Source organism: Marinobacter sp. DS40M6, assembly GCF_028581595.1.
GTDB lineage: Bacteria > Pseudomonadota > Gammaproteobacteria > Pseudomonadales > Oleiphilaceae > Marinobacter > Marinobacter salarius.
Genome location: NZ_JAFCAE010000002.1, coordinates 175755 through 191321 on the forward strand (window position 1 = coordinate 175755; position 15567 = coordinate 191321).

Here is a 15567-nt window from a genome sequence, read left to right on the forward strand (position 1 = left end):
ACCCGACAGCAGGCCCCATGACCCGGAACTGGTTTCCCATTAAAACAACACCTTGGACGCTGGGCCTGCCACTACTGACATTTTTGCTACTGCTCCAGACGACCTCTGCTCCGGAGCGCCTGGACTTCTGGCTTTACGACACCCTTATCACCGCAACACCCGCAGAACCGGCCGATGACGTCGTTGTTATCGCCATTGACGAACTGAGCATGGATCGCCTGGGGCGCTGGCCCTGGCCACGGACAACCCATGCACAGCTCATTGAGAAACTCCATCAGGCCGGCGCCAAAACGATTGTCTTCGACATCCTGTTCCCCGAACCATCGCCGGCAGACCAGGCAATGGCCAACGCCATGCAGAAACACGGCAACGTCATCCTGCCGCTTCATCTGTCACCGCCCTCCCGGCACTACCTGATCAGCGAACAACTTCCCGCCCCTGCGTTGGCGTCCGCAGCTGCAACGCTTGGGCACGCCCACGTGGAGCTTGACGAAGACGGCTTGGCGCGAGGACTTTATCTGTTCAATGGCCTGGGCGATCAGCTATGGCCCAGCCTGGCACTGGCGGCCTCTGATACACCGTCACCGGGCCCGGAAATATCCAGTGTGCCGCCCTACACAAACGTCAGACAGCACTACCGCGCCATTCCAATGGCTGGCGGTGCCGGGACGCTGCCTTCCCACTCCTATACCAAGGTGCTTGATGGGCAATTCGCAAAGGATGCTTTCAAAGGGCAAACCGTGTTTGTGGGTGCAACCGCACCGGGTTTTGGCGACATCCTGCCCACCCCGTTTTCGGGCCTCAATCAGCCCATGTCCGGCGTTGAGTTCCACGCCAACAGTTATTCCGCATTGGTGAAAGACGAACTGATATCACGGGTATCGAAGCCTATTGCGATTGGTCTCGCCGTTTTTATCATCGCTCTATTGTCGTTCACCCTACCCCGCATGCGACCGGCACGTAGCATTTTGCTCTGTTTGACGAGCCTCGGCTTATTGGCTCTCCTGCATGCGCTACTGTTGGTCGGAGCCAAGCTCTGGCTACCGATCTCCCACGCCATCGTAATTCCCCTGCTGGCGCTGCCCGTATCCAGCGCACTACGGCTGGCCATGACCAACAGCTTCCTCAACCGGCAGCTTGACGAGCTTGCCCGCGGGCCCACCATGACCCTCGAAGAGCCGTCACTGAGGCACCCACCGCAACTGCTCAGCCATTTCCAGGCCCTGCTTCAACCAGAGGGCTGGCTGTTAGCTGAAGGTGATGACGTGATGACGTCTTCTGGTCTGGCCGCCGATGATATCCCGCCACTGGACACCCCGGGCCAATGGCATCACATTGATGGCCAAAGCTGGGTCAGCCTGATACGCAATGGCGTTACCTACAAAATCGGGCTCAAGCTGCCCAACGACCTGAGCCGGGAGGCCATCCAGCGCTACCTCCGCCGTTTGCCGCTGTCCAGCACCCAGGAGCCGGTGCGTAAAACGGGGCCAAGGGAAAACATCTCCGCTCGAATCGAGCGAGTACGCCTGGCGACCGAGCGCATGAGTCAGATGCAGAGGTTTATCAGGCGCAGCTTCGAACGCATGCCGGACGGCATTATCGTAACCGACGAGTTAGGCGTTATCCGCTTTGCCAACGGCCACATTGAAGAATGGTTTCGTGAACCCATGCCAAGCCTCAGCGGCCTGCCCCTGGCCAGACTTCTGGAGGGACATGACCCACGAGACAATCCGCCCTGGCATGAAACCGTCTCGGAAACCCTCACGCTGGCTCAGAGCCGCACAGTGGACCTACGGATTCGCGATAAGGATTTCCTGATTCACTTCGCGCCGTTTTCACTGCCTGACAGCGATCAGAACGGCATTATCGCCAACATATCGGATATCTCGGAACTCAGGGAACAACAGCGCCAGCACCGGGAGGCCATCGACTTCATTTCTCACGATGTTCGCTCGCCCCTGGTTTCACAACTTGCACTGATCGAACAGCTCAAGCGGAATCGTGGCCATATCGAGCCGGAACAGCTCGACCAATTGGGTCGGCTAGCGAAGCGCAGTTATCATCTTGCTGAAGAATTCGTGCAGCTTGCCAGGGCCGAACAGTTAACCGAAACCCGCTTTTACGAATGCGAGTTTTTAGCCATTGTTGAGAACGCCCGCGACAGCGTCAGCGAGCAGGCTGCCGAGAAAGGCATTCAGCTGTTACTTCAGGGAACAGAGGATTTATGGCTGAAAGGAAATGCGGAACTGCTTGAACGTGCCGTGATCAACCTTCTGACCAACGCCGTGCAGTACAGCCCATCCGGATCGATCGTCAATATTCAGGTTTTTCAGGCCGGCCACCAGGCGTGCCTGACTGTAAGCGACGAGGGGGAAGGCATTGCTCCGGAAGAAATCCCCTATCTGTTTGATCGCTATCAGCGCCAGAAAAGCAGCGAGCTGTCTGGCAATCATGGCACCGGGCTCGGGCTGTCGTTCGTGAACGTTGTGGTCGAAAAGCATCGCGGTGAAATAACCCTTCGCTCCCGACCCGGGGAAGGGTCGGCCTTTACCCTCAAACTGCCGATTGCGCATCCATTGGGGTAACAGCAAGGCCGAGCATACACTTCATGTCAGAGATCCGTTGTCTGAACTAGATGGTTTTGCTGACCGGCGCCGATGGCGCGCTCATCAGGCCATCAACATCTTCCACCTGAATCGTGAAGTACCAGGTGCCCGCCGACAAGTTCTCAACGTCATAGCTCATCGTTTCCAAGCCTCCGACATTGTCGACTTGAACTTGTTTGTCGAGGTTATTCCTATCCGTTCCGTACCTGATAACGTAGCGCTCCAAATCGTACGGACTTAGATCATCGCCGTTTTCACGATCGGTGGGCGCATTCCAGCTGAGCGACGCCGAGCGGTCAACCACTCCCTCGCCACCACCGCTCGGTGGTGGATTGCCCTCGGAACCACCTGAGCCAACCCCCGTGCTATCGCCTGTACCTGCAGTGCTCTCTGAGCTACCAGAAGAACCGCCCCCACAGCCTGTGAGGACCAATCCTAAAAACAACGCGGCAATCCATGCCTGTGACACTTTGATGACGCGTTTCATATGTATTTCACACCAATAAATTGCCGAATTTGTTAAATTGTATAAAACGTGGGCAAGTATCGATGTGAATGGTGTCATTTCCCAAGTTACGATTTTGTCAATTTTTCGACAGATAACCGTAATGAAACAACTGAGGATACTGATTAACCGGGCAATTTTTTGCCCGAAAGGCGATAAATGGCGGTTATTTTTGGTACGAAAGTATTAGATTTAAGGAAAGCCGACTGGATAGGAGTTGCAAAAGGGTCGAAAAATATGCAGGGCGGAACTAAATCCTGAAGTAGACTGAACAGGCACAAAAAAAGCCGGTCAAAGACCGGCTTTTTATAAGTGGTAGCGGGGGCAGGATTCGAACCTACGACCTTCGGGTTATGAGCCCGACGAGCTACCAGACTGCTCCACCCCGCATCAAACTGGTTGTTTACCGGGGCTTCCCCCGATCAACGTGCGCGTATACTAAGGATTCGACCGGAACCTGTCAATCGATATTTTCAAACAAGTCGCCAGGATATTGCAGTTCCTGATCCGCGGCGCGGCTGTACAAACCCACGGCATCAATCGCTTCCTGAACCGGGCGGAATGAGCGACGATGGTGAGCGGTTGCACCCAATCTGCCAAGCGCTTCGAGGTGTACGGGCGTCGGATAACCCTTGTGGCCTGCAAAGCCGTACTCAGGGAATTCCTCATGGAGCACAGCCATCTCCCTGTCACGAGTCACCTTGGCGACAATGGACGCCGCACTGATGGCCTCCACCCGGCTGTCGCCCTTCACCACTGGCTCAGAGGTCCAACGCCATTTGGGGCAGCGGTTACCGTCCACCAGTACATATTCCGGCTCGACATGCAGGCCCGCCACGGCACGCTCCATAGCCACCATGGTTGCCTGGAAGATGTTCAGCCTGTCAATCTCATCGGCCTCACAGCGCCCCAGGCTCCAGGATACTGCACGCTCAATGATCTGTTCGTAAAGAGCCTCACGGCGCTTGTCCGTCAGCTTTTTCGAATCCGCCAGGCCCGGTATTGGCTTTTCCGGGTTCAGGATAACCGCGGCCGTCACCACAGCCCCAACCAGCGGCCCGCGTCCCACCTCGTCCACACCGGCCAATAGTCGCCCCTGATATTGGCACTCAAACGGCGGCAAGGGGCGCTTACTCATACTGCTCCGCCTTCTATTAATGCGGAGATGGCTGCAGCAGACTGCTCGTCAGCCCCCTGTCGCAACTGTTCATGCAATTGTGAAAAAGCGGCTGTCAACCGGGCGCGTTCGGATTCATTTTCAAGGCGCTCAAGCACGGCTTCTCCGAGAGACTCGGACGAAGCATCATCCTGCAATAGTTCCGGAACCAGTTGTTCCTTGGCCAGCAGGTTTGGCAAGGCCACATAAGGCACCTTGACCAGCCTTGAGACCAATGCATAGCTGACACGACTCAACCGGTAACCCACCACCATGGGCTTCTTCAGCAACATGGCTTCCAGAGTGGCGGTTCCGGACGCAAGCAATACCACGTCGGACGATGCCATCACCTCTCTCGAACGGCCTCGCACAATGGTCACCGCCAGTTTCACGTCCAGGGCTTCCACCAGTGCCTGAACCTGCTTTTCCCGATCCCGGTTTACGCAAGGAATCACCAGTTGCAAATCCGGACGCCTGCCCTGGATCCAACGGGCGGCCTCCAGAAAAAGAGTACCCAGGCGCTCCACTTCCCCGCCCCGACTCCCCGGAAGAATGGCCAGCACCGGCGCATCTTCCAGAAGCCCCAGGGACTGACGGGCACCAACTGTATCAGGCATCATTGGAATGCGGTCCGCCAGGGGGTGCCCTACAAAGGCCACGGGCACGCCGTGCTCTTCGTAGAAACGGGCCTCAAACGGGAACAGGGTAAGCATAAGGTTGACGGATTTGGCGATCGTGAAGATCCGCTTTTGCCGCCAGGCCCAGACGGACGGGCTAACATAATGGGCGGTCGGAATACCGGCATCACGACACCTGCGCTCAATACCCAGGGTAAAGTCCGGGGAGTCGATACCAATGACGACGTCCGGCGGTGTCGCCAGCAGGTAGTTCATCAGCCGTGCGCGAATATCGAACAGCTCCCGTATTCGCCCGAGCACTTCGACGAGCCCCATCACTGACAGCCGTTCCATAGGAACGAGAGAGTGGAAGCCTTCCGCGATCATTTCATCGCCACCAATACCGACAAACCGCGCGTTCGGATACCTGAGCCGCAGGGAACGGATCAGACCGGCGCCGAGGATATCTCCTGACGCCTCTCCGGCCACGATGGCGAAAGTCACTTTGCGGGTGCTGGCTACAGAGTTTTCGTGATGGTCCGTCACCGGGGCATTCACTCCCTGGTTAGCGGATGATGCCGCGGTGTGCACCACGAAGGGAATCGATCAGGGGCGTAACTTCGGGAATATCGGAGTAGGCTTTTTCGAGCTCTTCAACGGCTTGTTCCGTAGTCAGGCCCTGACGATAGATAACCTTGTAAGCACGACGGAGTGCCAACAACACCTCCTTGCTGAAACCACGGCGGCGCAAGCCTTCCACGTTCATGCCAAACGGCTGTGCAGATTGCCCGCTTGCCATGATGTACGCAGGGATGTCTTTCAGCACAATACTTCCACCAGCACTCATGCTGTGGGTTCCAATATGACAGAACTGATGAACCATGGTGCCGCCACCCAGTATCGCGAAGTCACCAACGGACACATGGCCGGCCAATGTCGCACAATTGGCCAGGATGGTGTTATTGCCAATAATGCAGTCATGCGCCACATGCACGTAGGCCATGAGCAGATTGCCATTGCCGATACCGGTTTCACCACGATCCTGAACCGTGCCCCGATGAATGGTGCAGTTCTCACGGATGATATTGTCATCACCGATAACCAGCGTGGTTGGCTCACCCGCGTATTTTTTGTCCTGGCATTCTTCCCCGACACTGGAAAACTGAAATATGCGGTTATTGCGGCCGATTCTCGTTGGGCCCTTGATGACCACGTGGGACATCACTTCAGTCCCCTCTCCGATCTCAACGTTCGGGCCGATGTAGCTCCATGGGCCAACCGTTACGTTGTCGGCAAGCTTGGCAGAGGGGTCCACAATCGCCTGAGGATGGACTCCCGACCATTCTTTTGTCGCCATCAAACTTCTCTCTCAGCGGTCAATATTTCTGCCACACAGACGACTTCATCATCAACCAGTGCGCGGCACTCGAATTTATAGATTCCACGCTTTCCGGAAATAACCTGTGACTCCATGCACAGCCTGTCCCCCGGCACCACGGGGCGCTTGAAACGCGCTTTACTGGAACCAGCCAGGTATTGTACCACGCCGTCTGAGGGTTTCCGGCCAACCGTCACAAAGCCGAGAATACCTGAAAGCTGCGCCATGGCTTCGATGATCAGCACGCCCGGCATAATGGGGTTATTGGGAAAGTGGCCGGTAAAAAAAGGCTCATTAAGGGAGATATTCTTATAGCCCTTGATGAATTGTCCTTTTTCCAGCTCTGTTACCCGATCAACCAGCAAAAACGGGTAGCGATGGGGCAGGTATTCCATGATCTCGTCGATATACATCATCAGTAGCGGCCTCAGCCTTCCATTTTCTTTTCCAGTTCTTTAAGCCGACGCGCCAAGGCATCAAGCTGACGGAAACGCACAGCATTTTTACGCCATTGCCGGTTGCTGTCGGCGCTGGTTCCAGACGAATACACGCCGGGCTCCCGAATGTCACCAGAAACCAGCGTCATGCCGGTCAGGTGGACGTGATCCGCAATCGTAAGGTGCCCTGCCACACCCGATTGGCCGCCAAAAACACAGTGGCTGCCAATACGTGTGCTACCCGCGATACCCACCATCGCCGCCATGGCACTGTGATCACCAATACTGACGTTGTGCGCAATCTGAATCAGGTTATCGAGCTTCACGCCATCGCCAATGATCGTGTCGTCCAAGGCTCCCCGATCAATTGTGGTGTTCGCACCCACTTCAACATCGTCCCCCAGAATGACCCGGCCAAGCTGGGCTATTCGATGCCAGGCTCCTTTCTCATTAGCAAACCCGAAACCATCGGAACCGATGACCGCACCACTGAGGATATGGCAACGCATCCCCATAACGATATCGTGGGCCAGGGTTACCCGTGGACGCAGTATAGTCTGCTCGCCAATCTGACACCGGGCTCCAATAACACAGCCGGCGCCCACGACAACGTTTTCGCCCACGACAGCCTCAGCCTCAATAACAGCCTGAGGGCCGATGCAGGCCGTATCCGAGACCCTCGCGGAAGACGCCACAACGGCCGACGGGTGAATACCAGGCTCTGGAACCGGCGCCGGGTCAAACCAATGGCTCAGGCGAGCATAGCCGAGGTAGGGGTTATCCAGTAACAGGACGTTGGTAGGACACTGGTCCGCAGTCGATTGCGAGAGTATAACCGCTGAAGCGCTGGTCTCCGTCAGGTAGCGACCGTACGACGGGTTGGCCAGGAAGGCTATCTGGCCCGGAGAAGCCGCCTGAAGCGTCGCAAGCCCGTTGATTTCCGTATCGGGATTGCCCTTGAGCTCCGCGCCAAGCTCAGAAGCAATGTCGCCCAGCCGGTACGAACGCTTTGTCATTGTCAGCTCCACAAGGTTTATCCGGGCGGGCCATTATCCGGCCCTCCGTATCAGCGGTCCAGTTTCTCTAGCAACTCTTCTGTCAGATTCATTTCAGGCTTGACATACACCACCGCCTCGCTGGGCAGGATCATGTCCAGATTGTTCTCTTCCAGGAGCTCCTTAACCGCTGCGTCTACCTCCGGGCGGGCTTCTTCGAGGAACTGTTGCTTGCGATTGGCCACAGTGGAGTCCAGGCGCTGCTTGAGGAAATTGAATTCCTTAACTTTCTCCTGGAACTCAGCAGCCATCTGTTGGCGCTCGGACTCATTCATCATGGCACCGTCTTTCTCAAGCCGCTCCTTGAGCTTGCGGGCGGCCTCCTGGGCTTCACGAACCTTGGCTTCCTCTCCAGCGAAATCTTTCTGTAGTGTCTCGCTGAACGCGCGCGCATCGCTGGACGAGAACAAGGCCTGGCGAAGGTCAACCACACCTATTCTGGTTTCGGCAGCAGCCGGGAATGCGATCAGCAGCATTGACAGAATCGCTGCAACGGAATATCGGAACATGTTATTTCTCCTGTTTATCATTGTCTTTCGCACCCCCTCCGGCCCTGACGATCAGAAGGTCTGGCCGAGGGAGAACTGGAACACCTGAGTGTCATCACCGCTCTTGTCGTTCAAGGGTTTGGCAAGACTGAACGCCAGCGGTCCTACTGCCGTGATCCACTGGAATCCTACACCGGCCGACAGGCGAATTTCATCCAGGGCCGGATCAAAATTCCTATCGGCATCAAAAACCTGCCCCGCATCCACGAAGAACGCGGTTCTCATGGAACGGGTATCCCCAGCAAACGGTGTGGGGAAAATCAGTTCCAGGCTGCCTTCCGTCAACAAGCTACCACCGAAGGGGTCCGGATCAGAGAAGTCGTTCGGCGCATTGGTAGCAAGTGGGCCGAGAGAGTTTGCCTCATATCCGCGCACCGAACCATAGCCACCGGCGTAGAAGTGCTCGTAGAACGGCATCACGCTTCGGCCGTTGTAACCGTCCCCGTAACCAATCTCCGAACGCGCCCTGAATACCCAGGTCTGATTATCATTCAGTGGCTGGTAGAACTCGGTTTTCTGATTCAGCTTATAGAATGTCAGGTCGCTGCCGGGCACCGCTACATCAGCGGATAACGACAGGCTATAGCCGTCCGTTGGAAGAACACCCCTATTTAGTGTGCTGCGCCGCCACGAACCGAACAGGAAATAATTGTTGAAATCGTTGCCTTCTTCATCAATGAAGGTTTTGACCTCTTCTGAGGTGAATGCACCCTCCTTCACCTTGGACAACGTATAACCAAGCCCGAAATTAAGGCGGGTAATGTTGTCCGTAGGATAACCGAAGGTGAGGCGGCCGCCGTACTCATCCAGCAGGTAAGAGGAAATATCCTGTTCTTCAAAGTCGGTTTCACGGGCAAACACGCTGAAACCACGGCTGACGCCATCCACGGTGTAGTATGGGTCTTGGTAGGAAAAATTGGCACTCTTGATGGAGTCACTGACGTTGACACCAAAGGAGACACGCTTGCCGCTGCCAAAGAAGTTGTTCTCGGACACGTTAGCGCCCAGGATTACCCCGGAGGCCTGCGAGAAGCCGACAGACGCCGACAGACTGCCGGTTGCCTGTTCCGCCACGGAATAGTTAACGTCCACCAAATCATCCGTACCGGGCACAGGAACCGTCTCCACATCGACGGTTTCGAAGAAGCCAAGCCGCTCCAACTTTGTTTTCGAGAATTCGATCCGGTCGGTGGAGGCGACGCCACCTTCCATCTGGGTCATTTCCTGGCGCAACACATCGTCCCGGGTGGAGACGTTGCCATCAAAATTGATGCGCCGGACATACGCCCGCTTACCAGGCTCCACGAAGAAGGTTACTGACGCTGTATTGTCATCGGCAGGCTCCGGCACCGCATTCACGTTTGCAAACGCATAACCTTCGCGGCCAAGACGACGGGAAAGCGCTTCCGAAATCGCCGTCATCCGGGAACGAGAGAACACGTCGCCCTCTTCAATGGGAATAAGCTCCCGCAGCTCTTCCTCAGGTACGATCAGCTCACCGCGCAGGTTGACGTCTGACACCGTGTATTGAGGCCCCTCGTTCAACGAGATGGCAATAAACACCTGTTTCTTGTCGGGGGATATCGAGACCTGGCTGGACTCAACCGTAAAGTCGATGTAGCCGCGGTCAAGGTAGAAGGACCGCAGTGACTCCAGGTCGCCGCTCAGGCGCTCCCGGGCATACTTGTCAGCACTGGTGATGGAATTCCACCAACTGGTGGTCTGGAGCTCAAACAGATCCAGCAGCCGCTCGTCGTCAAACGCGTCGTTACCCACAATATTGATGTGCTGGATAGCCGCAACCGTACCTTCGTTAATGTCCAGCTTGATGGCAACGCGATTGCGGGGAAGGTCCTCGGCGGTGGCCTTCACCCGCGCGTTGTAACGACCCTGACTGATGTAGGACCGGAGAATCTCAAGCTCCAGTCGCTCAAGGGTCGCCCTGCGAAATACCTGCCCCTCCTGGAGACCCGCTCCGGATAGCGCATCCATCAGCATGGGGGTTTCGATGTTCTTGTTGCCTTCAATGTCTATGGACGTGATTGAAGGTCGCTCCTGAACCGTAAGGATCAGCACACCACCATCACGGCTGGCTTTGATATCGGTAAACAGGCCGGTGCGAAACAGGTCTTTGATCGCATCGGACAGCTCCACCTCATCGACCGGCTCCCCGATCGAAACGGGAAATGCGGAAAATACCGTCCCTGCGGATACCCGCTGAAGGCCTTCTACCTCGATATCGGATACGGTGAATTCATCAGCCAGTGCCGGTTTTATGGTTGAGGTGGCGACTACCAAGCCTACAGCTATACCCAGAAGAGAACGTCTCATTCAATAATTTCGCCTGTTGATGCGCGTAAGGAGTTCGCAATTCTCACAACCGCATCAGGTCGTTGTAAAGTGCGAACACCATTAATGTAAGGATCATTGCCATTCCAATACGCAGTCCGAACGCCTGGGCCTGCTCTGATAGAGGCTTCCGGCGGATGGCTTCAATGGTGTAATAGACAATATGCCCACCATCAAGAACCGGTATTGGCAGAAGGTTCAGCACCCCAAGACTGACACTGAGGTAGGCAAGAAAACGAATAAAGTCTTCGAAACCGGAACTTACACTGGCTTCCGCTATCCTGGCAATGGTAATCGGGCCACTAAGGTTAGTGGGAGAAAGCAATCCGGTCACCATTTTTTTGATCGCGACCAGGGTCAATCGAGTGTCACCCCAGGTTTCGGAAACCGCGTTGGGAATCGCTGCCAGGGGACCATAACTGACATCCCTGAGTACGTGATCAGGCCAGGTCACCTCGCTGACACCCGCACCCACAAAACCGGTAACACTGCCATCGTCTGCCGTTCTTTCCGCGGGCGTCACACGGATTTGTTCCATGCGGCCATCGCGTTCGACCGTTAGCTCCAGGGGCTTTTCGGGCGCCTCGCGTATGAAAGCCACCAGTTCGAACCAGTCCGCTACTGGCTTGCCGTCCACCTCAACCACTCGGTCGCCGGATTTCAACCCGCCGGCCTCAGCCCGGCCACCCGGTGATATCTCCCCCAGCACTGCCGGTACGTCGGGCCGCCAGGGCGTCACACCAAACTCATTCAACGGGTTCGGCGTGTCCTCACTTAGACTCCAGCCATCCAGAGCTCCCCGCAGAGTCCCGCGGTTACCGTTCTGCGAGACATCGATGGTTACCTCACCAAACTCACCCGTGCGCTCAAGCAAGCGCATGTTCACGTCGCGCCAGGATGTCACACGACGGCCGTCGACCTGGTGGATTTCCATGCCGCTGGTGAGCCCGACCCGTTCCGCGACACTCCCCTGACTGACGTCGCCTACAATGGGCGCAACCGTGGTGAAACCAACCACGCTGAGCAGCCAGTAGGCAGCAATGGCAAACAGGAAATTCGCTATGGGCCCAGCGGCAGCAATAGCGATACGTTTCGATGGGGGCTTGGCATTGAACGCCTGATCCTTGAGCTCTTCGGGCACCGGCCCTTCCCGCTCATCCAGCATTTTCACGTAGCCACCGAGAGGGATCGCCGCAACCGCAAACTCGGTGCCCTGCCGGTCGTACCACGAAAACAGAGGCTTCCCGAAACCAACAGAAAACCGCAAAACCTTGACACCGCAGCGGCGAGCCACCCAAAAGTGACCAGCTTCATGGAGCGTCACCAGAATGCCCAGCGTGAGTATCAACGCCAATACGGTTTCAACGATCTGCATAATGCTCTCTGTTGGTGATGATAGAACCGCCTCTCAGGACTCGCATGGTTCAGACAGCCAGCGCCTGTATCTGTTCCCGTGCGACAGCCCTGCCCTCGGCATCCTTCGCGAAGATGGTATCGAAACTGTCTGCCGGTACAACCTCGGTGGCTGCCAACGTACGCTCTATGATAAGGGGGATATCCGCAAAACACAGGTTACCGGAAAGAAAGGCCGACACAGCCTCTTCGTTCGCAGCATTCATTACCGCTGGTGCCGTTCCACCCTCGTGGAACGCCTCCGCTGCTAACCTCAGGCACGGAAAGCGCTCCAGGTCCGGGCGCTCAAAGTGAAACTGCCCGATGCGAAACAGATCCAGCGGAGCAACACCGGCTTCAATTCTTTCGGGCCACGCGAGACCGTTAGCAATGGGTGTGCGCATGTCGGGACTACCAAGCTGCGCCAGAACGGACCCATCGGCGTACTCAACCATCGAATGAATGATGCTCTCCGGGTGGACATGCACTTCAATCATTTCCGGCGTGGTATTGAACAGCCAGCATGCTTCTATCAGCTCCAGCCCCTTGTTCATCAAGGTCGCGGAATCGACTGAGATCTTCTGCCCCATCGACCAGTTGGGGTGATTGCAGGCCTCGGCAGGCAGCACATTGCGCAGGGATTCGGCCGAGTGAGTACGAAACGGCCCACCGGAGGCAGTAAGCAGAATGCGAGTAATACCCGCACCACGGGTATCCCGGATCTTGTCCGGCGGCATACATTGGAAGATGGCGTTATGTTCACTGTCGATCGGCAGAACGTCTGCACCCGACGCCAGAACGGCATCCATAAACAGCTTGCCCGACATAACCAGTGCTTCCTTGTTGGCAAGCAAAACGCGCTTACCCGCCCTCACTGCAGCAAGCGTAGGCGGTAATCCCACGGCTCCAACGATCGCCGCCATAACCGTATCGGAATCATCATCGCCCGCAACCTGGCATAACGCTTCCGAGCCGCCGAGAACCAGGACGGCAGGCAAATCACTTAACGCACGGGACAACGCTTCAGCCGCATTTTCATCGGCCATGACCGCATACCTCGGACGAAACTCATGGCAGAGTTCCACCATGCTGTCGACACTGGTACTGGCGGTTAGCGCTGAAACCGAAAACCGGTCCGGGTGGCGACGAATCACATCGAGTGTACTCAGGCCAATGGAGCCCGTCGCACCAAGTATCGAAACACGACGTTTCACAATAGTCACCATTGCCCCGTCGTCAACCAACCCATCAGCGTGATGATCAGGGCGAACACCGGGATGGCAGCCGTCAGGCTGTCGATTCTGTCCATGATACCGCCATGGCCCGGCAATAGCTGACTGCTATCCTTAATACCCCTGAAACGTTTCAGCATGCTTTCCAGCAGATCGCCAAGCACGGAAACGGCACCGGTAATCAGGCTGGCAACAACCAGAAGCAGCAACTGCATGGTGGTGGCTGAGGCCAGCACACTGATCACAATTGCGAAGATCGCGACCGCCACCAGACCACCCCAGACACCCGCCCAGGATTTTCCCGGACTGACCCTGGGTGCAAGCTTCGCTTTGCCAAACGCACGGCCGGCAAAATAGGCGCCGATATCCGCGACCCAGACCACGCAGAAAACATAAAGAATCAGTAGGAGGTTATTGGCACTGTCGCCGAACTGAAAGCCGCCAGTGCGAAGATGGTTAAGCCCTACCCACGCGGGAACCAGCACCAACAGGCCCATCAGGGCACGGGCAGGCACGCCGCCCCAGCGCTCTGAACCGCCGGGGTAGTTTCTTACCAGCAGGAAACTCAGTACCCACCAGAACAATGCCAGCCAAAGCACCGCAACTGCCGGAACGTTCAGCAGTCCGTACAGCACCGCCGCGACCACAAGGGCATATACAACACGGGCCGCGGGCGCAGTCAGGCCGGACATGTTGGCCCACTCCCAGGCACCAACGGTAATAATGGCCCCGGTAAACAGGGCGAACCCCAGGGGCGGCAGGAAGAAAATTCCGCCAATCGCGATGGGGGCCAGGATAAGCGCGGTAATAATACGGGTTTTAAGCACGATATCGTTCGCTATCTTGTCGTTATTGTTCTGACGAAACGCTGGCTATCTGGTCGTCTGTCTGACCAAAACGGCGTTTCCGACCCGCATATGCCTGCAACGCCTGCCCCATTTCCTGCGCCTGGAAATCGGGCCAGTAAACGGGAGAAAAATACAGTTCGGTATAGGCCAGGTGCCAGAGCATGAAGTTGCTGATGCGTTGCTCGCCAGCCGTACGAATCATCAGGTCCGGCATGGGCAAGTCACCAATAGACAGATGTTGCTGAATAAGGTCATCGGTGATGTCGGAGGGCGCCAGCTCTCCAGAACGGACCTTCTCAGCCACTTTACGACTGGCTTGGGTGATATCCCAATGCCCGCCATAATTAGCGGCGATAACCAGCGTCATCCGGGTATTGTCGCGAGTAAGCGCCTCGGCGCGCTCCATATGTTCCTGCAGGTTTGTACTAAACGCGGAGCGATCGCCGATAATGCGCAGGCAGATGTCGTTGCGGTGCAACTTTTTGACTTCCCGCTCCAACGCAAACAGGAACAGGCGCATCAGGGCCGACACTTCATCCTCGGGACGGCGCCAGTTCTCGCTGGAAAACGCAAACAGGGTAAGTACCTCCACCCCTTCCCGGGCACAGGTTTCAACCACTGATCTCACTGCTTTCACGCCGGCCTTGTGGCCGGCGACACCTTTCAGTCGCCGGGCTTTGGCCCAGCGATTGTTACCATCCATGATAATGGCCACATGCCGGGGCCGGCTACCAGCCGAAACCGGAATCTCTGCGGATACACTTTCCGTCATGCAATCCCCTGTTCAGCCGATACCGGACAACTGCAATGGCACCGGCTGATCATTGTGCTGAATTGGACCGGCTGATCAGACAGCCATCAGGTCCTCTTCCTTGGCCTTGAGCTGCTTCTCGATCTCAGCGATATAACGGTCAGTCAACTTCTGGATTTCTTCCTCACCGTAACGCTCTTCGTCTTCGTTGATGTCTTTTTCCTTCAGCAGCTCTTTCAGCGTGCTGTTGGCATCACGACGCGCGTTGCGGACGGAAACCTTGCCGTGCTCCGCATCAGCCCTGGCCTGCTTGACCATTTCCTTACGGGTTTCCTCGGTCAGCATCGGCATGGGAATTCGAATAACCTCACCGTTGTTGGACGGGTTCAGACCCAGATCCGACATCATGATCGCTTTTTCGATCTTCGGTAACAGCGGCTTTTCCCAAGGCGACACAGCCAACGTACGGTTATCCTCAACGTTCACGCTCGCCACCTGCTTGAGCGGTGTCTCCTGGCCGTAGTAATCCACGGTTACGCTGTCCAGGATGGACGGATGTGCTCGCCCGGTACGAATCTTGTTGAAAGCCCAGCTCAGGGATTCAAGGCTTTTCTTCATCTTCTTTTCAGCATCAGCTTTAATATCGTCAATCACTGCAGCGTCCTCGGATTCGTTGTACAAAATGTCTCAATC

Annotated in this window: 14 protein-coding genes and 1 tRNA gene; 1 reads left to right on the forward strand and 14 read right to left on the reverse strand. The window is 56.3% G+C overall.

The features are described 5' to 3' along the window. Positions 1–17 precede the first annotated feature (17 nt). Positions 18–2585: a CHASE2 domain-containing protein gene (locus JJO78_RS04815; RefSeq protein ID WP_273622999.1), complete on the forward strand. Its 2568-nt coding sequence runs from the start codon at positions 18–20 to the stop codon at positions 2583–2585. Positions 2586–2631: 46 nt separating this feature from the next. On the opposite strand, the gene JJO78_RS04820 is transcribed toward JJO78_RS04815, so the two are convergent. The 14 genes from JJO78_RS04820 to frr form a co-directional block, all read right to left on the reverse strand. Continuing rightward, entirely contained in the window at positions 2632–3093 is a 462-nt protein-coding gene (locus tag JJO78_RS04820) for a fibronectin type III domain-containing protein (RefSeq protein WP_227517763.1), read from the reverse strand. 331 nt (positions 3094–3424) lie between these two features. Beyond that, positions 3425–3501 (reverse strand) — tRNA-Met (locus JJO78_RS04825). Positions 3502–3571: 70 nt separating this feature from the next. Next, the gene (rnhB, locus tag JJO78_RS04830; protein ID WP_041335156.1) at positions 3572–4249 is read right to left on the reverse strand and encodes a ribonuclease HII; all 678 of its coding nucleotides are present in this window, start codon (positions 4247–4249) and stop codon (positions 3572–3574) included. Next, positions 4246–5430, reverse strand: coding sequence for a lipid-A-disaccharide synthase (gene lpxB / locus JJO78_RS04835; protein ID WP_273623002.1), 1185 nt, complete (start codon positions 5428–5430; stop codon positions 4246–4248). The genes rnhB and lpxB overlap by 4 nt, the downstream gene beginning before the upstream one ends. 19 nt (positions 5431–5449) lie before the next feature. After that, a complete protein-coding gene (gene lpxA, locus JJO78_RS04840; RefSeq protein WP_273623004.1) occupies positions 5450–6241 on the reverse strand; it encodes an acyl-ACP--UDP-N-acetylglucosamine O-acyltransferase in 792 nt (263 codons plus the stop codon). Then, a complete protein-coding gene (gene fabZ, locus JJO78_RS04845; RefSeq protein WP_036206143.1) occupies positions 6241–6678 on the reverse strand; it encodes a 3-hydroxyacyl-ACP dehydratase FabZ in 438 nt (145 codons plus the stop codon). Before fabZ ends, lpxA begins: the two co-directional genes overlap by 1 nt. An 11-nt stretch (positions 6679–6689) precedes the next feature. Next, positions 6690–7715: a UDP-3-O-(3-hydroxymyristoyl)glucosamine N-acyltransferase gene (lpxD, locus tag JJO78_RS04850; protein ID WP_273623009.1), complete on the reverse strand. Its 1026-nt coding sequence runs from the start codon at positions 7713–7715 to the stop codon at positions 6690–6692. A 50-nt stretch (positions 7716–7765) separates the two neighbouring features. Next, positions 7766–8263, reverse strand: coding sequence for an OmpH family outer membrane protein (locus tag JJO78_RS04855; protein WP_041335153.1), 498 nt, complete (start codon positions 8261–8263; stop codon positions 7766–7768). A gap of 51 nt (positions 8264–8314) precedes the next feature. After that, positions 8315–10633 (reverse strand): outer membrane protein assembly factor BamA, encoded by a 2319-nt coding sequence (bamA, locus tag JJO78_RS04860; protein WP_036206138.1) that lies wholly within the window; start codon positions 10631–10633, stop codon positions 8315–8317. Positions 10634–10676: 43 nt separating this feature from the next. Beyond that, a complete protein-coding gene (rseP, locus tag JJO78_RS04865; RefSeq protein WP_041335150.1) occupies positions 10677–12026 on the reverse strand; it encodes an RIP metalloprotease RseP in 1350 nt (449 codons plus the stop codon). A 49-nt stretch (positions 12027–12075) separates the two neighbouring features. Then, on the reverse strand, positions 12076–13269 hold the full coding sequence (ispC, locus tag JJO78_RS04870; protein WP_174447637.1) for a 1-deoxy-D-xylulose-5-phosphate reductoisomerase: 1194 nt from the start codon (positions 13267–13269) through the stop codon (positions 12076–12078). Further along, the gene (locus JJO78_RS04875) at positions 13263–14102 is read right to left on the reverse strand and encodes a phosphatidate cytidylyltransferase (protein WP_075194517.1); all 840 of its coding nucleotides are present in this window, start codon (positions 14100–14102) and stop codon (positions 13263–13265) included. The genes ispC and JJO78_RS04875 overlap by 7 nt, the downstream gene beginning before the upstream one ends. Before the next feature lie 22 nt (positions 14103–14124). Continuing rightward, positions 14125–14895, reverse strand: coding sequence for a polyprenyl diphosphate synthase (gene uppS, locus JJO78_RS04880; RefSeq protein ID WP_036206128.1), 771 nt, complete (start codon positions 14893–14895; stop codon positions 14125–14127). Positions 14896–14970: 75 nt separating this feature from the next. Beyond that, the gene (gene frr, locus JJO78_RS04885; protein ID WP_040474182.1) at positions 14971–15528 is read right to left on the reverse strand and encodes a ribosome recycling factor; all 558 of its coding nucleotides are present in this window, start codon (positions 15526–15528) and stop codon (positions 14971–14973) included. Positions 15529–15567 lie beyond the last annotated feature (39 nt).